Origin of the sequence: Streptomyces sp. NPDC096193, assembly GCF_040302905.1 — a bacterium.
Classification (GTDB): Bacteria; Actinomycetota; Actinomycetes; order Streptomycetales; family Streptomycetaceae; genus Streptomyces.
Genome location: NZ_JBEOSJ010000015.1, coordinates 133679 through 160209, shown reverse-complemented (window position 1 = coordinate 160209; position 26531 = coordinate 133679). Strand labels below are relative to the sequence as shown.

Sequence of the window (26531 nt, the reverse complement as noted above, 5' to 3'; positions counted from 1 at the left end):
AGGGCCCCGCGGCCGTCACAAGGTGTGTGCGGGATCGGTCGGGGACGGGTCCAGGGACAGGGCCGCGCAGGCCTCGGCGGCCGCTTCGCGGGCGAGGGTCAGGGCCTGGTCCGCGGTGGTTCCGGTCGCGCGTACCTTCACCACGCGGTCGTTCGTCGAGGCGAGCGGCCGTACCGGGTCGCCCTCCGAACGCAGGGCGGTGACTTGCACATGCTCGCCGCTCGGCAGGTCGGCTCCGGTGAACGTGGTCGCTTCGCGTGCGGCCCCGAACCACACGGCCTGGTAGCGGCGTTGGGGTGCGTACGTCTCCAGGGTGGAACGCACCGAGTCCAGCACGCTGTGGCCGAGGGCCTGGTCGGGCTGGACCGTGTCCAGGTCGACGCCTGTCGCGGCGTGCACCATGAGCCAGATGTCGTCGCCGCCCACCCGGGCGTGCGTCTCGATCGGGACCGGGCCTCCCGGGCCGAGGATCACCTCGGTGTGACTCGGACCGTACGTCAGGCCCACGGCGTCGAGGACATCCTCGGCGCACCGCGCCACGGCGGCCGCGTCGTCCTCGGAGAGCGGTGCCGGCATCACATGGCCGAGCTCCACCAGGGTGGCGGGGTCCGAGTACTTGCGAGTGATGGCCAGCACGAGATGCCGGCCGTCCTCCGAGAGCGCCTCGACGCTGAACTGCGGTCCCGTGACGAACTGTTCGACCAGAACGTCCTGACCGTGTCCGGACGCCTCCAGGTAGGCGGCCTCGATCTCCTTCTCCTCGCGGACCATGACCGCGCCCGCGCTGCCGGTGCCGGACACCGGCTTGAAGACACAGGGCAGCCCGATCCCGGAGACGGCCGCACGCGCCTCGTCGAGGTCGGGTGCGAGACGGAACGGCACGGGATACAAGCCCCGTTCGTCGAGCGTCCGGCGCATCAGCGCCTTGTCACCCACCCGCGCCATGGTCGTCGGGGTGTGGAAGGGCAAGCCGATCGCCGACATGGCCACAGCCGCTTCGTACGCCAAGTGGTCGACGAGGGCCAGAGCATGGGTCAGGGGCACCGAGGCGTGTACGGCCCGCACGGCGTCGGTCCACGCCGTCGCGTCGGCGTCGTCGGCCAGGGCGATCACCGCGTGGGCGTGCTCGGCGCCGTCACAGGCCGCCAGGCGTGACCTCGGGACGAACAGCGTGATCCGGACTCCGTCGCCGAGTGTCTTGAGGGCTCGGTCGGGGATGTCGAAGAGGTCACCGAAGACGGCAAGGTGGTGCAGGGTCTTCGCGGGTGGAGTGGTCACGGACATCGTCGGTCTCCCGGCTGGTCTTCGGTGGGGAAAGGGCGGGTGCATCGGTCCCGGGGTCCGGCGGCCCGGGACGTGTCGGCGCACGTCTGCCGTGTGGTCCTGCGCCGCTGGACCAGCTCGAACAGTTCTTGGCACTCCTGGGCGCCTTCGGCCGCGTAGGGGCCCAGTTGCTCCGCCGCCGAGGCGAGAGCCGCGTGGAAGTCGGCGGCCCGGTCCGCGTCGACGAGTGTGCCGAGACGCTGGAGCGAGGACATCAGGTCCTTGCGGCGGGCGCCGCTCTCGGCGTTGACCCGCTGGATGTCCCAGTAGATCTCGGGCGGAGCCGCCAGGATGCGACAGGCCAGCGCCACCAGGGTGCGAGCCGGAGGCGGGGCGATCCGCATCAGGGTGGGCACGTCCACCGGAGCGCTCAGGAACGCGTCCACGAAGGAGAGGATCGCGGCGTGCGGCAGCGCCTGGAGGACGGACATCGCCGCGTCATGGTCCGCCGGGCCCATGACGGTGACCGTCATGCCGCCCGCTCCGAGACGTGCCGACATCCGGCCGACATGAGGGTCTGTACCGGACGCGGGTTCGGGGGTGATCACCACGACCGACTGGCCCGCGGCGGGCAGCGTGGGCGAGAACATCGGGTTGACACCGCGCAGCCGAGGGCGGACCCCGAGCTCCGACGCGGCGTCGAACAGGGGCAGTTGGACCGAGCAGGTGGACACGATCACGGCTTCGGGGCGGGCCGATTCGGCCAGCCACGGCAGGCACGCCGCGGCGACTTCCTCGGGCAGGGCGAGCACCACCTCGTCGGCGCAGGCGACGGCCGAGCGCAGGTCCTGCGAGGGCGTGCGTACGTCTTCGTCGTGGTCCGTGCCGGGTGCGAGGTCGGCAGTGGTCACGGTGTCCCCGGCGCCGGTCAGATGGGAGCGGTACCAGCGGCCGACCGTGCCGGCCGCGCCCAGCAGCGTGATCCGCCGGGGAGCCGCCACGGGGTCTGTGGTCGCGACGTTCATGCCCCGTCCTCCCTCTCTCGTCCGGATGGCCCGAAACCGGGCACGCAGGTTCTCACCGGGTCACCTCGCAGACGCCGTGCGGGGCGGTTCGCAACGCTCGACGCCTTCGCCGCACGTCACCGGACCCGGCCCGTACCGCTCTCGGTGTGGTCATCTCTGTCCTCCTCGTTCCAGAAGAAGGGGGCCTTGGCCCGGGCGGTGATCCGCGGCGCCGTAGCGGCATCGACCGTGAGGCCGGCGAAGATCGCCGATCCGACGACCTTGCGGAGGGTCTGGTGCCGGCCGAGGGCCGTCCGTGCCGCCTCGTCCGTCAAGCCGTGCAGGGCGGCGCCGCGCAGCGTCAGCCGCAGCAGTCCCCGCTGTGAGCCGTACGCGACCTGGTAGCGGGCGTCCGGCGACAGGTCGAGCGCGGAATCGAACATGGAGCGGGTGACCAGAGTGCCGATCAGGTTGGCCGATACGTCGTCGCGGGCGCCGATGCGCAGCACCTGGGCCGTCGAGCCGCAGGGACATTCGGAGGGCCTGAGGGTGGCACGGTCGCCGACGAGATAGCGCACCAGGGCGGTGCCGCTGTCGGCCAGCACGGTGACCGCGAGCATGCCGGGGACACCGTCCGGCAGACGCCCGCCGTCGTCGTCCACGACTTCGGCGATCACCAGGTCCTCGTGCACATGGTGGTCGGTGCCGGTGAGGTGGTCGCACTGGTACCCGATGGGCCCGGTCTCGGTGGTGCTGTACGCGAAGGAACGTACGGCGCAGCCGGCCGCGGCGAGCGCTTCGGCGGCCGGTGAGGTCATGCGCTCTCCCAGGTAGTACAGCGTGCGCAACTTCCCGATCTCCGCCGGGATCTCGGTCAGCAGGCGCTCGATGTAACCCGGCAGACCGACCATCGCGCCGACGTCGAGATCGGTGATCAGTTCGGCCAGATGGTGCGCGGGCATGGAGGTCCCGGCCGGGAGCACGGCCGCGCCGCGGCGGGAGAGCACCGCGTCCGCGAAGCCGAAGCCCCCGAACAGGTCGCCCGGAGCCAGCGAGTTGAGGACGAACGGATTGGTGCCGAGGCCGTCGAGGCACAGGCCGCGCGCGCCGATGGCCTCGACCCGTTCGTTGAAGGGGCGGTCGTGCAGCAGGGTCCGCACCCGGCCCGACGAGCCGCTCGAACGCAGCACCAGGCGGATGTCCCCCTCGGTGATGCGGTTCGGCGTGCCGGGCTCCACGCTCCAGGCGGCGAGCTGATCGCGGCTGGTGAGGGGGATCCCCGCCAGTCCTTCCGGGGTCAGTGAACCCACGTACGGATGCAGCGCCGTACAGATGCGTGAGCGGTTCACGGCGTTGCGCATGAGGGCCAGGTTGTCCGCCTGGACGCTCAGCAGCTCCGAGCGTGGCAGCGTGAGATCCGTGAGGAGCCTCACTGTTCCTCCATCCGTAGGGTGATGGCCCGGCATGCCCTCTCGGCGGCAGAAGCGGCCGCGGCGGTGTCGGAGCCCACGGCGACGACCTCGCCGAGCCGCTCCCAACTCGCCGTCGCCGGCCGCACGATGTCGCCGGGGCTCGTCCAGATCCGCACGCTGTGTACACCCGGCACCCCGGCTGCCTCCGCCGCTCCGTCGACCGCGGTGACGCGGCCGGCGCGGTCCGCCAGCAGGTACCGCTTGACGGCAGCGGCTCCGAGGGGTGCCACGGCGGGTGGCAGGGGCACACCGCAGGCGTGCGCGAGCATGTCGGCCTCCACGTCCCGTCCGGTGACCAGGGTGAGCAGGGCGGGTATCTCGTCGCCGCCGGTACGGGCGTGGGACTCGACCAGGTGGATGCCCTGCTCGCCGACGATGACCTCGGTGTGCGCGGGCCCCTCACGCAGTCCGACGTGGTCGAGGAAGGCGACGACACGGTCGACCACGGCCCGGTGCCGCTCGCCGTCGAGTTCGGCGGGGACGAGATGGCCGGTCTCCACGAACGAGCCGCCGACGAGTTTGCGTACCACCGCCCGCACCTCGTGGATCCCGGCCGTGCTGAACGTCTCGACACTGAACTCCTCGCCGGGCGCGAAGGGTTCGACGAGGTAGCCGGTCACGGGCAGTACCTCGTGGTAGTGGTGGCTGTTGCCCAGAACGGCCTTCACCCGTTGCCATGCGTCGTCGAGCCCGTCCGGGCCGTCGACCTTGAGCACACCCAGGCTGGCGGACCCGTCGACGGGCTTGAGGACCAGCGGCCACCCGGCGGTGTCCGCGACCCGGAGCGCGTCCTCAGGGCTGTTCAACCGGGCCCACGGGGTGCGCAGCGAGGGGTCCTTGTCGAGCACCTCGTGGGTCCGTGCCTTGTCGCGCAGCAACGCGGCGACTCCGGTGCCGGGTGCGACCAGCCCCAGGTCGAGGGCGACCGCTTCCGCGGCCGTACACGCGGGTTCGTGATTGCTGCACACCCCGGCGAAGCCGAACTCCTGGTGCAGCAAGCGGGCGACGGCCACCACTCCCGGGACATCGAGCAGGTCGATGCGGACCGTGCGCAGACACAGCGGGTCCAGTGAGGGGTCGGCCAGGGTGGGCGCCTGGAGGTGCACCACATCGAGACCGAGGCTCAGGGCCTTGTCGACGACTCGGCGACTGCCGCTGAGGAGCAGGAGCACGGGACGGGGCGCGGGCGGAGTCACAGGACGTTCTCCCTTGTCAGCGGGGACCGTCGGGCCAGGGCGACGCAGTACGGCATGGCCAGGGTCGCGACGAGGAACAGGGCGCCGAGCACCAGCCACCCCCAGGAGCCGTGGGACAACAGGAGCCAGGTGAGGGCGAGCGGACCGACAGCCTCGGCGACGGTGGAGCCCATGCCGAAGAACCCCTGGTACTCGCCGTATCTGCCCTCGGGCACGAGCCGGAAGCTGATCTCGTTGATGCTGGAGGTCTGCCGCATCTCCCCGAAGGTGAGCACCGACACCGCGAGCAGCAGCAGCCCGGCCGCCCCCCAGGGTGAGGAGGGCAGTGCGGACAGGGAGTACAGCGCCATCCCCGCGAACAGCAGCAGTCCGCCGATACGCAGGCTGCGCAGGCCGGCGTCGATGCTCGTCACGCTCTGCGACACGCGGTACTGAAGGACCACCACCAGAGCGGTGTTGACGACGAAGACGGCGGCGATGCTCCAGTCAGGGGCGTGCGTCTCCTGGACTATCCACAGAGGAAGCGCCACGTCGATCAACGGGACATGGAGCGTCAGGAGCAGGTTGACGAGGCTGACGGCGACGTACCCGCGGTCACGGAACACCCGCAGCGGCGAGCCCTTGACCGCCGTGGCCGCCGTCGCCGCTGTGTCGTCCGCCGGGGAGGCGGGCGCGGCGCGCAGCGTCGCCGGGACCCTGAGCAGCAGCGCGGCGGCGAGGAAGAAGGTCGCCGCATCCAGTGCGAACGCCAGCCGATAGGCGGTGCCGGTGTCCACGGCGATGACGAGGGCACCCAGCATGGCGCCCACGGCCAGACCCGCGTTGGCGGTGGAGATCAGCACCGCCCGCACCCTGGTGACCTGCTCGGCGGGGAAAGAGCGGGCGACCAGGGCGGAGCGGGCGGACTGGGTGCCCTGGGTGGAGACCGCCAGCAGGCAGGCCCCCACGAAGAACAGCGGCACGTTCGACGTCACCAGGTACAGGCAGACCGACAGGCCGGCGACGACGAGCAGGACGGTGGCCACGGTCCGGGACTCGAACCGGTCGGCGAGATGCCCGACGGGCACGCTGAGCACCATGGCCAGCAGCCAGGACGCGGTGAGCGCGGCCCCGTAGGTGACCGCGTCCAGCCCGACCACCCGGGTGAAGTACAGCGCCGCGCAGACATAGAACAGACCGTCGCCGAGATAGGTGACGAAGTGGGACACGGCGATGGGACGTACCAGTGGCCCCAGCGTCGGGCGGCGCGGCGCGGGCCGCTCCGCCGCGGCCGGCGGAGTCGATTGCTCAGTCACGGCCGTCGAGCTCCTGACCGCCGCTGTAGTGCCCGCTCTCCTCGAGCGTTCCCGCCAGAAGGGTCAGGTCCTCCTCGCTGTGCAGTGCGGAGAGGGCGAAGCGCAACAGGGACTGTCCGTGCGCCACCGTGGGGTAGAACGCGGGGAGCATGATCACACCGCGCTCCTTGAGGCGCCGTACGGCGCGTAGTCCCTCCTCTTCGGAGCCGAACACGGCGCCGCGCACCGGCGTCCTGAGCCCCGCGTTGGACAGCTTGCCACCGGTCAGTTCGTCGAGCCGGGCGGCGTTCGCCCACAGCCCCGCCTGGAGTTCGGTGATCTCCGGGGAGAGGTGGATCCGGGCTGCCGCGACGTTGGCGGCCATCATCGGCACCATCACCGAGTGGCCGAAGACCAGCGGATTGGCGAGCTTCCTGACGACGGCGACGTCCTCGCCGGAGGCGACGAGGAGGAAGCCGCCCGAACCGCCGAAGCCCTTGGACAGGGAGCCGGCCAGGACGACGTTGTGGGGGAGCTTGCCCCCCAGCGCGTCGAAGGCGTAACCGCAGCCGGCGGCACCGTCGATGGATATGCCGTGGGCGTCGTCGACGTAGAGATAGCCGCCGGCGGACGCCGCCCGCTGTGCCAGGTCGCCCACGGCTATGAGGCCGTTCATCGAACCCACGCCGTCCACCAGGAAGACAGCCGTGCGGCCTGCCGCCGTCGCACGCTGAAGCGCGTCGTCCACGGATGCGGGATCGTCCGAGCGGAACCGGTCGACCGGCCCGAACTGCGCGAAGATCCCCCGCAGTACCTGCATCGAGGCATGAGCGGTGCGGTCCACGAACAGATGGGGTCCGCCCTGGACGGGGTAGCTGGGCAGCGACCCCGAGGCCAGCAGCGGCAGCACGCCGAGATGGACATTGCTGGTGGAGGTGAACACGCAGGGCTGGGTGCCCGGATAGACGCGCCCCAGCAGTTCCTCCAGCTCGGGGAGGTAGGAGGGCCGCATCCTGTTGCGCGAGGACGACAGATGCACCCCGAAACGGCCGACAGCCTCGACCACGGCCTCCGCCAGCGCGGGGTGGGACTCCAGCCCGAGGTAGGAGCAGGACACGAACTCCGTGGCTGTCGTGCCGTCCTGGAGGGTGACCCGCTTGCGGTCACGGGCGACCACGGTGTGCCCGGTGAGCCCTTCCGCGAAGCACTGGTCCAGGGCGGAGGACGTGCGATCCCTGCGGGTGGTCAGCCAGTTCTGGGGTGTCGGGTCCGCGCTCACCTGGTACCTCCCTGGTCGGTGCGGCGGGCGACGGTGATCCTCGGCTCACCGGCGGTGTCGGCGAAGGTGGTGATCTCCTCGAAGGAGTCACCGTGCAGGAGCTCGCGCACCTGCTCCGGCTGTGCCCGGTCGTGTTCGAGCGCCAGATGCCCGCCCGGAGACAGTGCCGCGGCGGCGAGCACCACGATCCGGCGGATCAGATCGAGGCCGTCGGCACCGCTGTAGACAGCGGCCCGGGGCTGGTGCTCGGACCATTCGGGCAACAGCCGCACGTCGGGAGAGACGTACGGCGGGTTCGCCATGAGCAGGTCGGTCGTACCGAGGTGGGCGTCGAGGCAGCCCGGGTGCGTGAGGTCGGCGGCGAGCACGGAGACGGAGCCCAGGACGGCCTGGTTCCGCGCCACGTTGCGGTTCAGGTACTGCAGACACGTGTCGTCCCGCTCCACGCAGGTGACTGCCGCGTCGGGCCTGCGCCGTGACAGGGCGAGCCCGAGCGCCCCGACGCCGGAGCACAGGTCGAGCGCGCTGCCTTCGTACGGCAGTGTCTTCTCGTCGGCCGCCCATGCCACCAGCGCGGTGCTCTCGTGCCGCGGTACGAACACGCCACTGCCGACGACGAGTTCCAGTCCGTCGAACGGCGCCGAACCGATGATGTGGCCGAGTGGGATGCGTCGGCAGCGTTCCGCCACTGCGGCCTCGAAGCGGGCCAGTGCCGTGGGTGTCCCCGAGGTGAGGAGGTGTTCCACCAATGCGTCCAGGTCGCCCTCGACGTCCCACACGCCTGCCTCGGTCAGACGGGTGCGGGCTGTTTCGCGGGCGGACGCCAGGTGTTCCGCCGTCATGACGACCACGCCCCGTAGTAGCGCATGAGGGACTCACGGATGCCGTCGGTCATGGCGGCGACCAGTTCGGCGGGGGGAGTGAACGACGGGTGCAGCTCGTCCACCAGAGCCGCGTAGAAGCGGCGCAGGTGACGCTCGATGCGCGGCGGCCACTCGGGCGCGACGCTCCACCGGTACTCGTATCCGGTGGCCATCATGTGCTCGACCGTCGTCGTCACGACCTGCTCGCGGGTCCCGGTGGCCAGCGGAGCGCGCACGGGGGAGAAGGACGACAGGAAGTCGTACTCGCTGGCGCCGTCCTCGATGAGTGCGGCGATGTGCCGGGCCAGCAGCGGTGACTGGTGCAGGCCGTCGCGGTAGGTGCCGGTGGCCAGCCAGAGGCCCTCCGCCCCGGCCGCGCCGATCAAAGGGAAACCGTCGGCCGGCACAGGCCGGTTGCCGACCTGCACGGACAGCAGCGAGGACTCGGAGAGGTTGGTGTGCAGCTGGTCCACCGCACAGCCGAGCAGGAACTGAAGGTCTCCGACGGCGGCGAAGCGGCGCGGTTGCTCGGAGATGATGTTGGTGGCCCCGAGGTAGAGCACCCCGTCGGCGCGCGGCACGGCGTGCAGGCCGCAGGCGAAGGCCCGGTTGGGGGTGCGCACCACGGACGAGGGCAGCGCGCGGTCCTCGGTCTCCACCAGTGCGGAGACGCCGTAGCCGCTCACCATGGGAGGCATCTGGGCGCGTGCCTCGGCCACCTGGTCCAGCAGCGTGAGGGACTGGGCTCCGGCGGCCACCACGACGTGGTCGGCAGACAGGACCTCCCCGCCCACCAGTTCGACACCGGTCGCCCGGCCGTTCGTCACCCGGACGCCCAGCGCCTCGGCGTCGACGATCTTGCCGCCCGTCTTGACCAGCGCCTGGTCGAGCTTGACCAGCAACCGGTGTGAATCCACGGCGTGTTCACCCGGAAGGAACATGCCCCGGAGCGAACGGGAGAGGTCGTTCGGCGCCAGCCAGTCCAGGTCTTCGGGATCGACGGTCTCGTACGGCTCCTTGTACTCCCGCAGCGTCGCCTCGATGGCGCGGTAGTTGCCGGAGTCGACAGGTGCCGATCCCATCGTGTTGAGGAGGACGAACGTCCCGTCGGCGCTGAAGAGGGTGCGGGTGTCGCCCGAGTCCTGGCTGAGACGCTCGTCCCACTCGGTCCAGTAGCGACGGGCCCGATGGTCCATGTCGAGCTTGGCCCGGCCGTGCTCGGAGGCCAGCAGCGAGGTGGTGACCTCGCCGAAGCAGCCGAGCATCGCGCCGGCGGCGAGGGAGGCGGCGTACGGCCGGTTCTCCCGGCCCACGCGCGTGACATGGAATCCGCGGCTGCTCAGCTCATAGGCGATCGAGGCGCCGACCGCCCCGTTGCCGACGACGACGGCGGTCTGCCGTGGCCCTGCGTGCATGATTCTCCTCGTGTCTTCGGGCAGGGCACGGCGCCGCACGGCGCGCTGCTCCAACCGTGAGAAAGGGGTATGCGAGATGTCGTAGTGCCCGGGACGGTCTCTCCGGGCGAGCCGTTCAGGGTGAAGGTGGCCGACGCGGCACCGAGCTGTGCGCCGTGTCGGTGGAGGGGGTTCTCGGAGGCAGCGGAGGGCCGGTCCGGCACCGGGCCCGCGCATCCTGCCCACGTCGTCCGTCCGGGGCGTCCTGCGGACGCCGGCGAACGCGGCCGCGCGCCCCGTCCCGTTCGCACGCCGCCTGCCACAGCGGCGTGAAGTGCGTCGGGAGAGCAGGTGGTTGTCCCACAGGACTGCGGTTTGGGTACTGCCGCACCGCTTGTCCGTCTGTTCCGAGCAGCATCGAGGGTACTCAGTGAGAAGAGGGCCGTGAAGGAGTGCTGAGAGTCCTCACACACGCCCCGGCACATCGTCCATGCCGCCGCATCACACAGCATTCCCCCGCTTGCAGATGCCCCTGGTCAGGTGGCGCAGTGGAGTCTAAGTTGCTGATGATGGGACGTCAATCACCGATCTCAGGAACCGGACGAGTATGAACGCGCCTGCTTTTTCACAGCCCTTGACCACTGATCGGCTGGTCCTCCGTCTGTTCGAGGAGAGCGATCTGGAAGACATGTACGCCTATCAAGGACTGCCGGAAGTGGCCCGGTACCTCTACCGGCCGCCGCGTGATCGCGCGCGCTGCGCGGAGGTCATCGAAGACATCGGTCAGGGCACCTACTGGAAGGAGGACGGTGACAGGCTCACGCTGGCGGTCTGCCGGCGCGACCGTTCCGGGGTGATCGGCGAGGTCATGGTCTCGCTGGCGAGCGCGCACGCCGGGCAGGCCGAGATCGGGTGGGTCTTCCACCCCGACCACGGGGGTCGAGGATATGCCACCGAGGCCGCGCTCGCCCTGCGTGACCTGGCCTTTCAACAGCTGTCCGTCCACCGCCTGTTCGCCCGCATCGATGCGGACAACACGGCCTCCGTGCGGATCTGCGAGCGGCTGTCGATGCGCCGGGAAGCGCACTTGATCGAGAACGATCGCGACGACCGCGGCTGGGGCAGCGAGTACGTCTACGCGATCCTCGCCAGGGAGGTCGAACCCGCCGGGACCGACTAGTATTTCAGCCGGGCTTCGGGATTCGTCCTGGTCAACAGCCTGGAGGGGGAGCAGCCGTGGGTGGGTGGCGTTCGCGGGTCGGTCCTGCCGGGGCCGTCCGGCGTGCGGGTGGCGTCGCCGAGTACGGACAGCGGATTCCTGGTGTCCGTCCGGGGTGGCGTGGCCGGCGCCCCACCCGCTCCGGCCCCGTGCGCGCACCTTCCCGGGCCCACGCACCAGCACCTTCAAGTGGTGGGACAGGGAAACGTTGATCAGCTACAGCGCGACCGCCGACGATGTTGCCAAGGTACGGTTCTCGGTGTCTCCCCTGGGGGAGACCGTCTACAGCTTCCGGACGCTGGCCTCCGCCCCGCGCAGGAGCCGGCACCAGCCCTGGGTGGACGACATCCTCGGCAGACTGAAGACGGTCGACCTGCGCGCCCTGCGGGCCGTGATCCCGCCCACCGGCTACGTACCGGACTTCCTCACGCCGGCGCCGATGGGGACACCGGTGAGCGTGGACAGCGAGCTCGAGGTCGTGCGTGCCACCGACCCCGCACACTTCGTGGACGAGATCGCCTGGATGGTGGGAGACACGGGGACACCCTCCGCCTGGCGTCGGGACGCGGCGCCGCTGCACCGGAAGATGCTGGACGAGCCCGAGAAGGCGATCGAGCAGATCACGCAACTGCTGCGGGCCTATTGGAAGCTGGCTCTCGAACCGTACTGGCAGAGGCTGCACGGCGGGCTCGTGACCGACATACGTTCCCGGATGCGGCTGATGGAGAGTTCGGGGGCGGCTTCCGTCTTCTCCGCGCTCAACGAGAGGATCGGCTGGCGCGAAGACCGCCTCACGGTGCGCAGCAGCTACCACTTCGAGGAGTCTCTGGGCGGCCAGGGCATCGTCCTCGTGCCGAGTGTCTTCTGCGGCCCGGAAGTGCTGACCATGCTGCCGCCGCTCCAGTCGATGGTCGTGTACCCGAGGCCCGGGGCCGCGGGCATCTGGCGCCACGGCGGGGAGGACCGCGGCAGCCCGCTCGCGGCGCTCCTCGGCGGTGTCCGGGCCGCGGTACTGGAAGCGCTCGTCATGCCGGCTTCCACCGGCGAGCTGGCCGCTCAGGTCGATGTCACCCCCGGAGCCATCAGCCAGCACGTCTCGGTTCTGCGGGGCTGTGATCTGGTGACGAGTCATCGGTCGGGGCAGCGGGTCATCCACTCGCTGACGGAGACGGGCGAGGCGCTCCTCCGGGGTGCCGTGCGCTCGGATGCCCGCAGTCTCTGACCGGCCGTCGGGCCCCGCCAACTGCCCTACGCACAGACCTTTTAGCCACAGCTAAAAGGTTTGGTGGCCTCTCTGCCATGTGTTTTGCTCTAGTCGCCACGACGGCAGGAGCGCCGTACGCCTGCCGCCACGAGTACCGCACGTCACACCACCCACAGGGAAGGAACTCTCCGCCACCCCCACGATCTCGTCCGAAGGCACTCACCCGCACGCAGGGCGTCGCTGCCGCCGGCAACGGCATGCTCGGCCTGCGACCCGACCTCCTCCCGACCCGCCGCGAGTGGCGTACGGCCGTACTGGGCCGCGCGCATCGCCGCACGGGTGGGCCCCACTCGACAAACGCGCCTGGTCGGCACCCCTCCCTGTCCGCAGCCTCGCCCGCCCATCCCTCCCTCATCGCTGACGTGCTGCGGACCGACGCGGCCGGTCAGTTCCCGGCCCATGCCTCCGAGCCGTCCCACGCACCGGAGATGTACCACGGCCGGGTCAACCGCCCCCGTTGCACCATGACATTCAGAAAGGCAGTGGCATGACGACGACCTCGAATGCTGAAGTCGGTCTGGCGGGATTGCGCGCCGAACTGGACCTTGTCGACGCGACGTTGCTCGACAACCTCAAGAGTCGGATCGATCTGTGCGTACGCATCGCGGAGTACAAACGGGAGCACGGCGTCCCGATGATGCAGCCGCACCGGATCGGTGTCGTGCAGGAACGCGCCGCCCGCTACGGAGCCGAGCACGGCATCGACGGGACGTTCCTGCGCCGGCTGTACGACCTGATCATCGAGGAGACCTGCCGAGTCGAGGATCTGGTGATCGACGCGCCCGACACGGACCAAGCGTCGGTTCGGGAAACGGCGTCATGAACCGCTCCGTCCGGACACTTCTTGTCGACAACTACGACTCGTTCACCTACAACCTCTACCAACTCCTCGGCGAAGTGAACGGGCAGCCGCCCGTCGTCGTCCGCAACGACATCGACTGGTCCGCCTTGCATCTGGGGGACTACGACAACGTCGTGGTCTCGCCCGGTCCCGGACGCCCCGACCGCGAGCGCGACTTCGGCGTCGGCAGTCGTGCGATCCGTGACTCCGGACTGCCCGTCCTCGGTGTCTGCCTCGGCCACCAGGGCATGGCGGCCCTGTTCGGTGGCACCGTCGATCACGCCCCCGAGCCGATGCACGGACGACTGTCCCGGATCCGGCACAACGGCGAGGATCTGTTCGCCGGGCTGCCCTCACCGTTCTCCGTGGTCCGCTACCACTCCCTCACGGTGACCGAACTCTCCGACGAACTGGAGGGCGTCGCCTGGACCGAGGACGGCATCCTCATGGGGCTCCGCCACCGCACCCGGCCCCTCTGGGGCGTCCAGTTCCATCCCGAGTCCATAGCGAGCGAGTACGGCCGCGAACTGCTCGCCAACTTCCGGGACCTGACCCTGAAGCGCGCGAAGGCCGGGACACCGGCCACGCCCCGGTACGAGTTGCACGTGCGCGAACTGGAGCAGTTACCCGACACGGAAGCCGTGTACACCGAGCTGTTCGCCGGCCGGCCCCACAGCTTCTGGCTCGACAGCGGCTCCCATGCCGACGGGAACTCCCGCTTCTCCTTCCTCGGTGACGGCACCGGCCCGCTCGCCGAGTACGTCACCTACCGCGTCAAGACCCGCACGGTGAGCATCGAGCGCGCGGGCCGCCCCGACGAACACGTGGCCGGCGACCTGTTCGAGTACCTCGACGCCGAGATCCGGCGACGGGCCCTGCCGGCCGACTGCCGCCTGCCGTTCGCCTTCAACCTCGGATACGTCGGCTATCTCGGCTACGAGCTCAAAGCCGAGGCCGGGGCGAGCGCCATGCACACCGCGCCCACTCCCGATGCCGCGCTGCTTTTCACGGACCGCGCCGTCGTCGTCGACCACACCGGACGCCGCACGTATCTGATCTGTCTCGGCCGCGGACCCGAGGACCCGGAGGCGGTCAAGTGGCTCGACACCACAGCTTCCCTGCTCGCCCTGCTTCCCGCCGAAACCGGGCAGGAGCGCTCACCGCTCACCTCGGCGCCGCAGCAGGCAGAGGCCTCACTCGTGCAGCGGCACGACGAGCAGGGGTACCTGCTGCGGATCGAGCAGTGCCTGGAGAAGATCCGTGACGGGGAGTCCTACGAGATCTGCCTGACCAACATGGTCTCCACACCTCTCGTCATCGACCCGCTGACCACCTACCGGCGGATGCGGGACATCAGCCCCGTCCCCTACGGCGCGCTGCTCGAATTTCCGGGCGTGGCCGTGCTCAGCGCCTCCCCGGAACGGTTCCTGACCATCGGCACGGACCGGGTCGCCGAGTCGAAGCCGATCAAGGGCACGCGACCGCGGGGTGCCACACCCGACCAGGACCGGGCGCTCCGTGAGGACCTTCTGGCCAGTGAGAAGGACCGCGCCGAGAACCTGATGATCGTGGACCTGCTCCGCAACGACCTCAACACCGTGTGCGAGGTCGGATCCGTCCATGTTCCCAAGCTGTTCGACGTCGAGACGTACCCGCCGGTGCACCAGCTCGTGAGCACCGTCCGAGGCACTCTGCGCGCCGGCGTCTCCGCCGTGGACTGCGTCCGTGCCTCCTTTCCCGGCGGCTCCATGACCGGTGCCCCCAAGCTGCGCACCATGGAGATCATCGACCGGCTCGAAGGAGGAGCGCGGGGCGTCTACTCGGGTGCACTGGGCTGGTTCTCCCTGAGCGGCGCCGCGGATCTCAGCATCGTCATCCGCACGATTGTCTCCACCGGCCAGGGCACATCGTTCGGCGTCGGCGGCGCCGTGATCGCGCTGTCCGATCCGGCCGCGGAGTTCGAGGAGACTCTGGTCAAGTCGCGGACGATGGTCGCGGCCCTCGCCGCCGGAACGGCCGCCGGGGAGTTCCTCAAGGGTGAGGCGGTGGACGCATGAGCGCCGCGCTGGAGGCGCCGGCGGGCCTCGCCGAGGCCGTGGAGGAACCGGAGATCCGCACAGTGCTCTCCGACCTCGACGGCAAGATCATCTCGATGGTGCTGCGCAGGGTCGAACTCGCCCGGCAGGACCAGGCGTTGCGGCGGCTGTCCGGCATGCCCGTCACCGAGCTCGCCCGGGAGAACGGAACGCTGAAGCGGTACGGAGACGAACTCGGCCGCAGGGGGGTCGACATCGGGCGGGCGGTGCTGGCGCTGTCCAGCCTCCGGACGGAGCACCGGCCGACACGACAGGGGGCGCCGGAACCGGAGTGAGAGCCGGGGCATGATCACGGTTCTGTCCGGTACGCCGTCGTCGATGTGCACGCGACTGCCACGAGAACACCGATACGGGGACGGTGTTCGCCGATGCGGGGGGGTGGATGGTCCGGGACCGGTCGAAACCGGTCCCGGACCATCCGCAGTTGTACCGGATATCAGCGGGAGCGGCAGCAGCCGGAGTGCTGCCACTCCGCCGTGTGCCAGTAGTGCTCGGCATTCCTGTGCGCGCTGGGCGCAGCTGCCCTGACGCTGTTGCGAGGTGCGCTGCGAGCGGTGGCGGCGGACGCACGGAAGGGCTCCAGCAACTCCGGCACGTGGTGCGTGTGGCCTCCGACCAGCACCTGGCGCACCGCCGCGGCCGCCCTGATGTCGGTGAGCGGGTCTCCCGAGACGCACACCAGGTCGGCCAGGTGGCCCGGCGACACCCTGCCCAACCGGCCGCCCAGCCCGAGGGCCCGGGCGGCGTTACCGGTGGCCGTGAGCAGTGCCTCGCGCGGTGTGAAGCCGTACTTCACCAGGATCCGCAGATTCTGGTGGATGCTGATGCCGATGTCGTCCAGAGCCGCGTCCGTGCCGGCCACGACCAGCCCTCCCGCCCGCTGCACGCGCAGCAGCATGTCGCAGTCCCCGACGGTCCAGGCGTGATTGAGCCGGGCGTCCGCGCTGCCCGATGCCGCGTCCTGCGCCTTCTGGACCAGCCGGGCGTACTCCCAGTCGGGGAACAGCACCCGCGTCCGTTCGTCCTCGACGAGCGAACGGTCCTCGACGAACAGTTCGGAGGCGAACAGCGTCGTGGTGGAGATCCACATGCCGCTCGCCACCAGCAGGTCCACCGAGTCCTGGAACGTCCGCCCAGCGGCGAAGCTCAGCGTCCGTGAGTATCCGAGGCGGTTGCCGCCCCCGGTGTGTTCCATGCCGTCCAGGCCGGTGCGCGCCGCCGGGTAGAGGTAGTGCGACGTCACGGGGACACCGGCGGCATGCGCACGTGCCACGAGGTCCCGCTCGTACTCCAACGGCAGCCGGATGTACGACTTCAACAGGTCGTAGCGGAGGGCCAGGGCCCGCTGGAGATCCCGGTCCAGCTGGTCGGGCGAGAGGACCGGCCGCATCACGCGGTGGCGTCCGCGTGTTCCTTCGAATCCCTCGCCGGACCCGAAATAGCGCGGTCCGACCTTGGCCCCCGCCGCCAGAGCCTCGCGCGTCTCGACCATCTGGTACGAGGGGTCGGCGGGGGTGCGGCTGGTGGTGACGCCGTAGGCGAGCCAGGCCCGGCCCTGCCGGTCGCCCCATTGAGGACCTCGCCAGTGCCAGTGGTTGTGGGTGTCGATCAGACCCGGCATGACGGTGAGGTCCGAAGCGTCGACGAGCCGTTCGCCCCGCACGCTCCCGCGCCGCACGACCTTCTCGATCCGGCTGCCGCTCAGGACGACGTCGACGCCGTGCCGCAGGGTGTCGGACGTGCCGTCCCACACCGCGCCCGTGCGCACCACCGTCCGTCCCGTGGGTGCGGGACGGCGGGTCCAGGACAGCCGCGTCGGCACCGGGCGCGGCGTGCCGCCGTCGAGGTCCACCGCGCGCAGCCGGCCCAGTGAGAGGTACAGCAATGTGCCGCAGCGCATTCCGACGGAGAGGGAGTCGGCGGTCTCTCCGCTGATCCGCACCGGCTCGCCGGTGATCCGGCCGGCCGCGTCCACCGGGACTTTCCACGCCTGGCTCTCGATGCCGACGACGAGATGCGTACCGTCGGGTGTCCACAGCGGGCCGTCGCCACTGCGGGTGGAGACCGAACGTCCCGGCGCGACGGCCTGGTAGCGCAGCTCGTACGTGGCCATGTCGACGGTGAGGATCTGATTCACACCGTTGATGCTGCGCCGGGAGTACGGGGCGGGCGCGGCGAGCGCCAGGGTCCGGCCGTTCGGTGACCACGCGGGCGGGCCGGGCTGGTAGAGCGAGGGGGTGACCTGTGTGACCGAGCCGTCGGCGAGGGTCAGCACCCAGGTCGCGCCGCTCTCGTCCTGGTACGCGATCCGTGAGCCGTCCGGTGACCAGCGGGGCGAGAGCTGGGCGTTGGGCAGATCGGTGATCCGTTCCGAGGTGCCCTTCGCGATGTCGTACCGCCACAGGTTGGCGGTCCCCGCCCGGTCACTGACGTGGACGAGGGACCGTCCGTCGGGTGCCCAGTCGGGGGAGGAGTTGAAATAGCCGTCGGCGACGATCTTGACGGGACGCTCGGTGCCGGTGGTGAGCAGCCACAACGCGTTCAATGCCCGGAAGGCGATCTTCCGGCCGTCGGGCGAGAGCGCCGGGTCGGCGATGCCCAGGACCTTCTGGGCACGGTCGCCGGTGAGGTCAGGCCCCCGCCGGCCCTCGTGGTCGACTCGCCGCACCTCGACCGTGGCGGTGAAGGGGACCTCGGTACGCCCGCCCCCGTCGAGGGGCCGCCGGTACATCCGGCCGTCGGCGGTGTAGAGCAGTTCGCCGGACGACAACCAGACGGGTGCGAGCGGGAAGACGTCCTCGTCCTTCGTGAGGGCCCGGTCTCCCAGCATGAGTTCGGCGCGCGCGCCGGTGACCCTGACGTACGCGAGCCGGCCGTCCGGCCCGACCGACGGGGCATACAACGCGGCGTCCGCGGGGCCGGTCAGCAGCGTTCGGATGGTCCCCGTGGCCACGTCGACCGTCTCGATCGCACCCTGCTCCGCAACGTATGCCACCTGTCGTCCGTCGGCGGTCCACGTCGGCATCGAGAGGTTCCGATCCTGCCGGGTGAGCGCCCGCCGGGCACCCGTCGCCGTGTCGATGATCTCGATGCGCCCCGTGTTGTCCCGGTCCGAGGCGAACGCGACGAAGCGACCGTCGGGAGAGAACTTCGGCTCCTGGTCGTACCCGTCCCCGCTGGTCAGCCGCCGGAGTCCGGAACCGTCGACGCCGATGAGCCACAGGTCGTACGTCCCCTCCCGGAAGGACTGGAAGACCAGGCTCTTTCCGTCCGGCGCCCAGTGAGGCTGCGTCGCGTCCAACTCGTCGACGGTGAGTCGGCGTGCCGCACCGCCTGCGGCCGGGAGCAGCCAGATCGCGTTGAGCGCGTCGATGGCGAGCATCCGGCCGTCCGGCGACAGCGCGGCGCACAGATTGGCGCTCTCGTGCGTGGCGACGCGGACGAAGCCGTCAACGGCCGCGTGGCCGGCCGTCTCCTCGTCGGCATGGGCCACCCTGCCGAGCTCGCCCGCGAACCATAATGTTCCCAGTCCGACGGCACCCGAACGGTGCAGCAGAGCACGGCGGGACACCAGACCCGAGCCTTCGTCGAAAAGCCCCTCGGACGCTCCGGATGTGTGTGCGGTCACGGTGATCCCCCTTGCGTTCACGGAAGGCAACGCACTGTCGTTCACCGCGAGTTGACCTGCCGATCGGACGTGTGTTCGTGCAGCGTGTGCAATATATGGCACCCGTCGATGCGACGAAGGACTTCGGGACAACGATGAAAAACCTCCATGTCCCAGGTGAATGTCCCAGGTGTATGTCGCGCCCTGCGGCGGACGCGGTTGGTGATCGTGGCCGGCACGGGCGTAGCTTCCCCGAGTGCCCCGCCCATGGCCGTGGGACGTCCCCGGTACCCCCGTCGGCGGCTCTGACACCACACGGCCGAGACGCGCTACGGCGGAGACTCGCTTCCCGCCCCCGAGCCGCCCTCGGCGCCTCCGAATCCGCCCGGACGGGTGCGCCGGGCAGACCGTGCCCGGGCCGGATCCCGCGCCGCGCGCAGCAGTTCCCGCACTTCGCCGTCCGTCGTCTGTCCGAAGTCGGCGTAGGAGTTCCCGACGGCGGAGAACGGGAACGGCGTGGTGACGCACACGACTTCATCGACCAGGGTGCCCAACTCCCGGCAGGCGGACGCCGGTGCGGTCGGTATCGCGACGACGACGCGCGAGGGCCCCTGACCCAGCAGCGCGTGGATCGCGGCCTTCATGCTGGCGCCGGTCGCCAGGCCGTCGTCCACCAGGACGACCGGCCTGCCGGCCAGGCGGGGCCAGGGACGGCCTTCCCGGTACGCCTCTTCCCGGCGCAGCAACTCGCGGCCTTCGCGTTCCGCCACACTCCGCAGCGCCTCGTCAGTGATGCGCAGGCTGCGGATGACGTTGTCGTTGCGCACCGTCACGCCACCGCCGGCGATCGCTCCCATGGCGACTTCCTCATGGCCGGGAACGCCCAGTTTGCGGACCAGGAAGACGTCCAGCGGGGCGCCCAGGGAGAGGGCGACCTCGTAGGCCACCGGGACACCACCGCGTGGCAGCCCCAGAACGATCACGTCCGGATCGTTGATGGGCCCGAGGAGCCCGGCCAGCTCACGGCCGGCGTCCCGGCGATCGTGGAACAGACGGTGCGGCATCGGTGGCCTCCTCGAAGGGCCGCCGGCTCGGAGTCACCACCGTGAGGTGCACACCTCACGCGGGTCCCGCGTCGTTCTCCGAGCGCGGCTTCGCTCCCGCAATTTTACGTCGGCAGCCACCGGCCACCGGCGGCTCGCCCCTCCGACCGGACCGCGTCCCGCGCGGGCCGCCGTCACCGCGCCGCGTAGGGCCGGGCCTGGATCGGCTCACCTCCGCTCTGCAGCAGTCCGCCCGGACGATCAGCGCCCACGACTCCCGTCGTTGCCCGACGTGAGTCCATGAGGTCGGCCCCCGCCTCGTAAGCTGGCCCGCCATGGACACCAGGGGGGCCGGCAGACGCGTCGTCGACGGTCGTTTCGAACTGCTCGGCAGGCTTGGCAGTGGCGGCATGGGCACCGTGTGGCGGGCCCGCGACATCGTTCTGCACCGCGAAGTGGCGCTGAAGGAGGTGCGGCCCGCGGATCCCGCGGTGGAGGCGTCGGACCCGGCCCGGGCACGCATGCTCAGTGAGCGCGTCCTGCGCGAGGCCCGGGCGCTCGCCCGTATCGCGCATCCGCACGTGGTCACCATCTTCCACATCGTGGACGGCCCGGACGACCCCTGTCCGTGGATCGTGATGGAGCTCGTGGACGGTGAGTCGCTGCACGAGCGGCTCACGCGCGGGCCGCTCACCGTTCCCGAGGCGCTCGGCGTCGGCCGCGGCGTGCTGTCCGCGTTGCGCGCGGCCCACGGCGCGGGGATCCAGCACCGGGACGTCAAGCCCGCCAATGTGCTCCTGCGGCGGGACGGCAGTCCGGTGCTGACCGATTTCGGCATCGCCGCGCTGCGCGAGTCCACCGGTCTCACCGCGACCGGTGACCTCATCGGCTCGCCCGAGTACATCGCTCCCGAGCGCATCCGCGGCGAGGAGGGCAACCCCGCCTCCGACCTGTGGTCGCTCGGGATGCTGCTCTACGTCGCCTTGGAGGGCGCGCACCCGCTGCGCCGCGCCACGAGTCTGTCGACCCTGGTCGCGGTCCTCGACGAGCCGATTCCGCCACCGGTGCGGTCCGGAGCGCTCGCACCCGTACTGAACGCCCTGCTGGTACGGGACACGGCCGCGCGTCCGGACGCGGAACGGCTCGCGGCCATGCTCGACGGCGCCGGGCGGGAGATGCCCGGCGTGACGCCGCCACCGCCCGCGCCCCATCACGACACGCCACCCCGCACCGCACCACCGCACACCGCGGTGCGGGACCTTCCACCTGGTGTGCCGCTCGGTACCTTCGGTCCGCCACACCCCTCCACACTGCTGCTCGGCCACGCGCCCCAACCGGTCACAGGCCCCCAGTCCGCCGGGCGCCGGCCGAAGCGCGGCAGAAGGATCGCCGTCGTCGTCGGCGCCGCGTCGGCGATCGCCGCGATGTCGCTGTTGCTGCTGCAGGTCCTTCCCGGTGGCGGTGACGGCGACAAGGACTCGGCGGGGAAGAACCCGGCCGCGACGGGCGGAGCCTCGGGCTCGGAGAAGGAGCGGGCGCCGGACACGGGCACGGAGCAGCCGGACAAGGCGGCGCTGCCGCCCTCGCGGAAGTCCGCCGACCTGCTGACGCCCGCCGGCGTGCGCGAGGTGATCAAGGCCCTCGAAACCACGGCGCACACCACCGAGTTCTTCGAACTCGTGGTGTATGAGGAGTACGCGATCGCCCAGGTCCCGGTGCAGGGCAGCCGGAAGAAGTACGACCGCTACGAGTACCGCGACGGTCGCGCGTCGAAGCAGGGGCCGGGCGGCACGGTGATCGGCACCGAGGAGGGACCGGTCGACGTCAGCAAGGTCACGTGGGACGAGCTGCCGGCCCTGATCACCCGGGCCAACCGTGAGCTGGGCATCAGCGAGCCGACGATGCGTTACGTCATCGTGCGCGGGCCCGTCTTCGAGGACGTGCCCACGGTGAACGTCTACCTCACGGACGACTACAGCTCGTCCGGGTATCTGGCGGCCGACTTCGACGGCACGGTGCTGACCAAGGTGGCGGCCGAGAACTGACGCTCCGGGGCCGGTCCCGTTTCCCACGCACCTCGCTCATACGACCGAGCCGCCCGTCCCGTCCCACGGGGACAGCAGCAGTCGGAGTGAAGGGGAACAGCCATGACCACGAGAACCGCCCAACTCGCCGCCGCAGGGCTCGCGCTCGGCGCGGCCCTCACCCTGCTCGGTTCCGCGGGTACCGCGCAGGCAGCGGGCACCCGCGTCACGGGCACGCCCACCACCGTGCAGGCCCACAGCAACATCCGTGACGCGCCGACCACCAACAGCAGACTGATGGGCACCACGACGAGGGAGACCGAGGCGGGCGTCGAGTGCTACCAGCGTGGCCAGCGCGTCACGGCGGGCGGATACACCACCGACGTCTGGTACTTCGGCACCGTGATCGACTACGACATCGGCCACATCTACTCCAGCGCGTGGGTCTGGGGCGGCAACGTCAACGTCGGCAGGGACCCGGGAGCCGGCATCCCTCCCTGCTGACCTCTGCCATACCGGAGTTGACGCCGGGCCGAGGGCCATTCGCCTGAACTTTCGTCTCTCGCCCGGCGAAGCGCGGAGGCGCGGAACTGAATGTGAGGGAAATTCAGTGGCACGTGACATCTGCCATCTAGCACTGACAGGGACATGACGTCACGCTGAAGGCGCCTCGTGAGACCCACGAGGCGACAAGGCCCCCCAGTCACGGAGGTTCCGCATGCGCCGCCGTTTCGCCTTCCCTCTCGCCGTGGTCACCCTGTCAGTACCCCTGGCCCTGCTCCCCGCCACGTCCGCCTCGGCCGCACCTGCCGACAAGCCGCAGGTCCTCAGCTCCTGGACCCAGACCAGCGCCTCCAGCTACAACGCGTGGAACGCCGCCCGCCAGAACCAGGGCGCCTGGGCCGCGTACGGTTTCAACTGGACGACGGACTACTGCAGTTCCTCGCCCGACAACCCGTTCGGCTTCCCCTTCCAGACGGCCTGCGCCCGCCACGACTTCGGGTATCGCAACTACAAGGCCGCCGGCACGTTCTCCGCCCACAAGTCCCGTCTCGACTCGGCGTTCTACGAGGACCTCAAGCGCGTCTGCGCCCGTTACACGGGGGCGACCAGGACCGCATGCAACAGCACCGCCTGGACGTACTACCACGCGGTGGACATCTTCGGTGTCGCGCCGGCCAAGGCCGGCGCTCGCACCGTGGGACAGGCAGCCTGACGGTTCGTCACTGTGCTGTGCGGGCCCGGGTGCGTCTCGCACTCGGGCCCGCGGCGCGCGCGTACCGACCCGTTGTGCGTCTCCTCATTTCCGGTCGTTCATGGCTCTAGGAACGTCAAGGGCCCCGCGCTACCCTCCGCCGCATGATTTCCACGGTGGTCTGGGGTACCGGCAATGTCGGCCGCGCGGCCATCCGCGCCGTCGATGCTCATCCCGCGCTGAAACTCGCGGCCGTCATCGTCCACAACCCCGACAAGGTGGGTCGCGACGCGGGCCATCTCGCCGGCCTGAGTGAAGAGTTGGGCGTCTCGGCCACCGACGACATCGACACGGTGCTGGCCGCGAGCCCACGGGCCGTCGTGTACGCGGCGTCCGGTGACATCCGCCCCGACGAGGCCCAGGCCGACATCCTCAGGGCTGTCCGGGCCGGAGCGGTGGTCGTCACCCCGGCGCTGTACGCGCTCTACGACCAGCGCAACGCCCCCCGGGAACTGCGCGACCCGGTGCTGGCGGCGATCACGGACGGCGGAGGATCGCTGTTCGTCTCCGGTGTCGACCCCGGGTGGGGCAACGATGTACTGCCGCTGCTGATCAGTGGCCTCGGTACCTCCGTGGACGTCATCCGGTGCCAGGAGATCTTCGACTACTCCACCTACGACCAGCCGGACTCGGTCCGGTATCTGGTCGGCATGGGCCGGCCTATGGACTACGAGCCCCTGATGCTGGCTCCGTCGATTCCCACCATGGTGTGGGGCGGACAGATTCGGCTGATGGCCAGGGCGCTCGGCGTCGAACTCGACGAGATCCGCGAGACCTTGGACCGGTGCCCGCTCGACTCCACGGTGAGCACCAGGACCATGGGCGACTTCGAGGCGGGCACGCAGGGGGCCGTGCGGTTCGAGGTGCAGGGCATCGTCGAGGGTGAGGCGCGCATTGTCATCGAGCATGTCACCCGTATCCACCCGTCCTGTGCTCCGCACTGGCCCACACCGCCGGACGGTGCCGGCGCGCACCGGGTGATCATCGAGGGCCGCCCGCGCATCGAGGTCACGGTCGAGGCCACCGACGAGGGCGAGAACCGGTCGGCGGGCGGTAACGCCGCGGCGGTCGGCCGGCTGGTGAACGCCATCGACTGGCTGGTGGAAGCGGAACCCGGACTCTACGACGCACTCGACGTCCCACTGCGCGCCGCAGTCGGCAGGCTCGGAAGGAGCCGGCGATGAACATCGACATTCCCGAGGGCCAGGAGCCGATCGGCTATGTCTGGGGCGAGATGGTCCCGGGCATCGGCATGGCCGCCGCCAACTTCTCGTTGTCCGTGTACGAGCACACGACCCTGGGACTGCGTGAGTTCGAGGCGGCGCGGCTGAGGATCGCCCAGATCAACGGATGCCTCTTCTGCCTCGACTGGCGTACCGACCGGGACGGCGAGAAGGTCGAGGACGAGTTCGCCGAGGCGGTGACGCAGTGGCGCACCACGGCGGCCTTCGACGACCGCACCCGGCTGGCCGCCGAGTACGCGGAGCGGTACGCCCTGGACCACCACGGCCTCGACGACGAGTTCTGGACCCGGATGACCGCTCACTACAGCCAGCACGAGATCGTGGAGCTGAGTATGAGCATCGGCTCCTGGCTGGCGTTCGGCAGGCTCAATCATGTGCTGGGCCTCGACGCGGTGTGCGTCCTGCCCGGCCACTGAGGTGTCCGGGGCCGCTCGGTGAGATGGGCCGGCCCCGGCTCCCGGCCGACCCGCGTGAAGGCTCGTCCCTCGGCCTCCGCCGGTCGTCGCCGGTCAGTTCGTTGCTACAGGTCCGCGGCGATGATTCTCTCGATGTTCCGTTCCGCGAGCGCCGTGATGGTGACGAAGGGATTGACGCTGGCGTTGCCGGGGATCAGCGCGCCGTCGATGACGTACAGCCCCGGATGGCCGTGGAGACGGCCGTAGTTGTCGGTCGCCTTGTTCAGGACCGCGCCGCCGAGCGGATGGTAGGTGAGATGGTCCCCCCAGATCTTGTAGGTGCCGAAGAGGTCGGTCCGGTAGATGGTCCCTTCCTTCGCGTTGATCTTGTCGAAGATCGTCTTGGCCATGTCGATGGACGGCTGCTTCCAGGCCGTCTGCCAGTTCAGGTCGGCCGTGCCCGTCGAGGCGTTCCAGGTGAACTGGGCCCGGTGCGGGTTCTTGGTGATCGACAGATAGAACGAGGCGAACGTCTCGATCCCGGTGGGGAGCGGTGCGACCTCCGCGAACGCGCCCCCGGCGGCCCAGTTGTCGATGCCGGAGCAGGGGATGGACGACTGGAGCTTGCCGGTCGGGTCCCACAGGTGGTTGGCGCGGCCGCACATGACGTTGCCGTTGTCTCCCCAGCCCTTGCCGATCTCGGAGTTCAGGCCGGGCAGCGCGCCGGTGGCCCTGAGCTTGGTCAGGAGTTTGCTGGTGCCGACACTGCCGGCCGCGAAGAACACCTTGTCCGCCGTCACGCTCTTGGTGGTGACCGTGTCGCCGTTGGTGTTGATCTCGTCGATGACGACCGTGTAGCCGCCCGCGGCGGCCGGGCGGACCGAAGTGACCTTGTGCAGTGGTGAGATGGCGACCCTGCCGGTCGCTCTGGCCTGAGCGATGTAGGTCTTCTGGAGGGACTTCTTGCCGTAGTTGTTGCCGTAGAGGATCTCGCCCTCCAGCGCCGACTTGGGAACGGTGCCGGCCGCCTCCTGTTTCATGTAGTCCCAGTCGTACACATCGGGCACGAACACGAACGGGAAGCCGGAGCGCTGGGCGTGCTTACGGCCCACCCGGGCGTACTGATAGCACTCCGCCGTCTCGAACCAGGCCGGGTCGACGGTGCTGACCCCGAGCGCGGCGTTGGCGCGCGGATAGTAGACGTTGTACATCTCGTCGGCGTTCACCGAGGGGAGGACCGCCGGGAAGTTCTCGCGGCGGGGTGTGACCGCCATACCGCCGTTGACCAGGGAGCCACCGCCGACTCCGCGGCCCTGGTAGACGATGATCCCGCCCATCTCCTCGGCGTCCAGGATCCCGGTGTAACGCGGGATGGCCTTGTCGATCGGGAATCCGAGGAAGTTGCTGAGGGGCTGCTTGGTCTTGGTGCGCAGCCAGTAGGAGCGTCTGTCCGGCTTGGTGGTGTTGGCGAAGATCTTACCGTCCGGACCGGGGGTGTCCCAGGCCATGCCCATCTCGACCATGTGCACGTCGATGCCGGCCTGGGCGAGACGCAGGGCGGCGACCGAGCCACCGTAGCCGGTGCCGATCACGAGAGCCCGGACATGGGAGCCCGGCGGAATCGGAGCGGGCACGAGGGCGGCTTTCGCCTGCGCGGGGGTGGTGTGACCGGCCAGCGTCACCGCACCCAGAATGGAACCTGTTCCTGTGATGAATCGACGGCGCGATACGCCTTTGGGTGTCTCGTCGTGCAGGTGAGCGTCGTTCATGTGATGTTCCTCACTCTTGACGAATGGGA

Annotated in this window: 21 protein-coding genes; 10 read left to right on the top strand and 11 right to left on the bottom strand. The window is 70.1% G+C overall.

Annotated features, from left to right (window positions below; translation table 11 throughout):
* Positions 1-15 precede the first annotated feature (15 nt).
* The 8 genes from ABTX78_RS22340 to ABTX78_RS22305 all read right to left on the bottom strand — a co-directional run bounded on the left by ABTX78_RS22340 (position 16) and on the right by ABTX78_RS22305 (position 9766).
* Positions 16-1284: an ATP-grasp domain-containing protein gene (locus ABTX78_RS22340; protein ID WP_352208538.1), complete on the bottom strand. Its 1269-nt coding sequence runs from the start codon at positions 1282-1284 to the stop codon at positions 16-18.
* The gene (locus ABTX78_RS22335) at positions 1275-2288 is read right to left on the bottom strand and encodes a prephenate dehydrogenase dimerization domain-containing protein (RefSeq protein WP_352208537.1); all 1014 of its coding nucleotides are present in this window, start codon (positions 2286-2288) and stop codon (positions 1275-1277) included. The genes ABTX78_RS22340 and ABTX78_RS22335 overlap by 10 nt, the downstream gene beginning before the upstream one ends.
* Positions 2289-2404: 116 nt before the next feature.
* A complete protein-coding gene (locus ABTX78_RS22330; protein ID WP_352208536.1) occupies positions 2405-3700 on the bottom strand; it encodes a phenylacetate--CoA ligase family protein in 1296 nt (431 codons plus the stop codon).
* A complete protein-coding gene (locus ABTX78_RS22325; RefSeq protein WP_352208535.1) occupies positions 3697-4935 on the bottom strand; it encodes an ATP-grasp domain-containing protein in 1239 nt (412 codons plus the stop codon). The genes ABTX78_RS22330 and ABTX78_RS22325 overlap by 4 nt, the downstream gene beginning before the upstream one ends.
* On the bottom strand, positions 4932-6230 hold the full coding sequence (locus ABTX78_RS22320; protein WP_352208534.1) for an MFS transporter: 1299 nt from the start codon (positions 6228-6230) through the stop codon (positions 4932-4934). The genes ABTX78_RS22325 and ABTX78_RS22320 overlap by 4 nt, the downstream gene beginning before the upstream one ends.
* Complete coding sequence (locus tag ABTX78_RS22315; protein WP_352208533.1) at positions 6223-7488, bottom strand: aminotransferase class I/II-fold pyridoxal phosphate-dependent enzyme; 1266 nt, start codon at positions 7486-7488, stop codon at positions 6223-6225. Before ABTX78_RS22315 ends, ABTX78_RS22320 begins: the two co-directional genes overlap by 8 nt.
* Positions 7485-8330, bottom strand: coding sequence for a N5-glutamine methyltransferase family protein (locus ABTX78_RS22310; RefSeq protein ID WP_352208532.1), 846 nt, complete (start codon positions 8328-8330; stop codon positions 7485-7487). The genes ABTX78_RS22315 and ABTX78_RS22310 overlap by 4 nt, the downstream gene beginning before the upstream one ends.
* Positions 8327-9766, bottom strand: coding sequence for an NAD(P)/FAD-dependent oxidoreductase (locus ABTX78_RS22305; RefSeq protein WP_352208531.1), 1440 nt, complete (start codon positions 9764-9766; stop codon positions 8327-8329). The genes ABTX78_RS22310 and ABTX78_RS22305 overlap by 4 nt, the downstream gene beginning before the upstream one ends.
* A gap of 586 nt (positions 9767-10352) precedes the next feature.
* Between ABTX78_RS22305 and ABTX78_RS22300 the strand changes: the two genes are divergently transcribed.
* The 5 genes from ABTX78_RS22300 to ABTX78_RS22280 all read left to right on the top strand — a co-directional run bounded on the left by ABTX78_RS22300 (position 10353) and on the right by ABTX78_RS22280 (position 15440).
* Positions 10353-10925 carry a GNAT family N-acetyltransferase gene (locus ABTX78_RS22300; RefSeq protein ID WP_352208530.1) on the top strand — a complete coding sequence of 191 codons (573 nt, stop codon included), beginning with the start codon at positions 10353-10355 and terminating at the stop codon, positions 10923-10925.
* 247 nt (positions 10926-11172) lie between these two features.
* Positions 11173-12186, top strand: a complete 1014-nt coding sequence (locus tag ABTX78_RS22295) for an ArsR/SmtB family transcription factor (RefSeq protein WP_352208529.1) — start codon at positions 11173-11175, stop codon at positions 12184-12186.
* A gap of 529 nt (positions 12187-12715) precedes the next feature.
* On the top strand, positions 12716-13051 hold the full coding sequence (locus ABTX78_RS22290; protein WP_352208528.1) for a chorismate mutase family protein: 336 nt from the start codon (positions 12716-12718) through the stop codon (positions 13049-13051).
* On the top strand, positions 13048-15126 hold the full coding sequence (pabB, locus tag ABTX78_RS22285; RefSeq protein WP_352208527.1) for an aminodeoxychorismate synthase component I: 2079 nt from the start codon (positions 13048-13050) through the stop codon (positions 15124-15126). The genes ABTX78_RS22290 and pabB overlap by 4 nt, the downstream gene beginning before the upstream one ends.
* The gene (locus ABTX78_RS22280) at positions 15123-15440 is read left to right on the top strand and encodes a chorismate mutase family protein (RefSeq protein WP_352208526.1); all 318 of its coding nucleotides are present in this window, start codon (positions 15123-15125) and stop codon (positions 15438-15440) included. The genes pabB and ABTX78_RS22280 overlap by 4 nt, the downstream gene beginning before the upstream one ends.
* Before the next feature lie 161 nt (positions 15441-15601).
* Here ABTX78_RS22280 and ABTX78_RS22275 read toward each other — a convergent pair whose 3' ends face one another.
* Positions 15602-18793, bottom strand: coding sequence for an amidohydrolase family protein (locus ABTX78_RS22275; protein ID WP_352208525.1), 3192 nt, complete (start codon positions 18791-18793; stop codon positions 15602-15604).
* Between the two features lie 308 nt (positions 18794-19101).
* Positions 19102-19836 (bottom strand): phosphoribosyltransferase, encoded by a 735-nt coding sequence (locus ABTX78_RS22270; protein ID WP_352208524.1) that lies wholly within the window; start codon positions 19834-19836, stop codon positions 19102-19104.
* Positions 19837-20150: 314 nt separating this feature from the next.
* Here ABTX78_RS22270 and ABTX78_RS22265 point away from each other — a divergent pair, with 314 nt between their 5' ends.
* The 5 genes from ABTX78_RS22265 (at position 20151) to ABTX78_RS22245 (ending at position 24754) form a co-directional block, all read left to right on the top strand.
* Positions 20151-21860 (top strand): serine/threonine-protein kinase, encoded by a 1710-nt coding sequence (locus tag ABTX78_RS22265; RefSeq protein ID WP_352208523.1) that lies wholly within the window; start codon positions 20151-20153, stop codon positions 21858-21860.
* A gap of 102 nt (positions 21861-21962) precedes the next feature.
* Positions 21963-22343, top strand: coding sequence for a hypothetical protein (locus ABTX78_RS22260; protein WP_352208522.1), 381 nt, complete (start codon positions 21963-21965; stop codon positions 22341-22343).
* Between the two features lie 214 nt (positions 22344-22557).
* Positions 22558-23055, top strand: a complete 498-nt coding sequence (locus tag ABTX78_RS22255) for a phospholipase (RefSeq protein WP_352208521.1) — start codon at positions 22558-22560, stop codon at positions 23053-23055.
* 143 nt (positions 23056-23198) lie between these two features.
* Positions 23199-24278, top strand: coding sequence for an NAD(P)H-dependent amine dehydrogenase family protein (locus ABTX78_RS22250; protein ID WP_352208520.1), 1080 nt, complete (start codon positions 23199-23201; stop codon positions 24276-24278).
* The gene (locus tag ABTX78_RS22245; protein ID WP_352208519.1) at positions 24275-24754 is read left to right on the top strand and encodes a carboxymuconolactone decarboxylase family protein; all 480 of its coding nucleotides are present in this window, start codon (positions 24275-24277) and stop codon (positions 24752-24754) included. The genes ABTX78_RS22250 and ABTX78_RS22245 overlap by 4 nt, the downstream gene beginning before the upstream one ends.
* Positions 24755-24858: 104 nt before the next feature.
* Here ABTX78_RS22245 and ABTX78_RS22240 read toward each other — a convergent pair whose 3' ends face one another.
* Complete coding sequence (locus tag ABTX78_RS22240; RefSeq protein ID WP_352208518.1) at positions 24859-26502, bottom strand: GMC oxidoreductase; 1644 nt, start codon at positions 26500-26502, stop codon at positions 24859-24861.
* Positions 26503-26531: the final 29 nt, after the last annotated feature.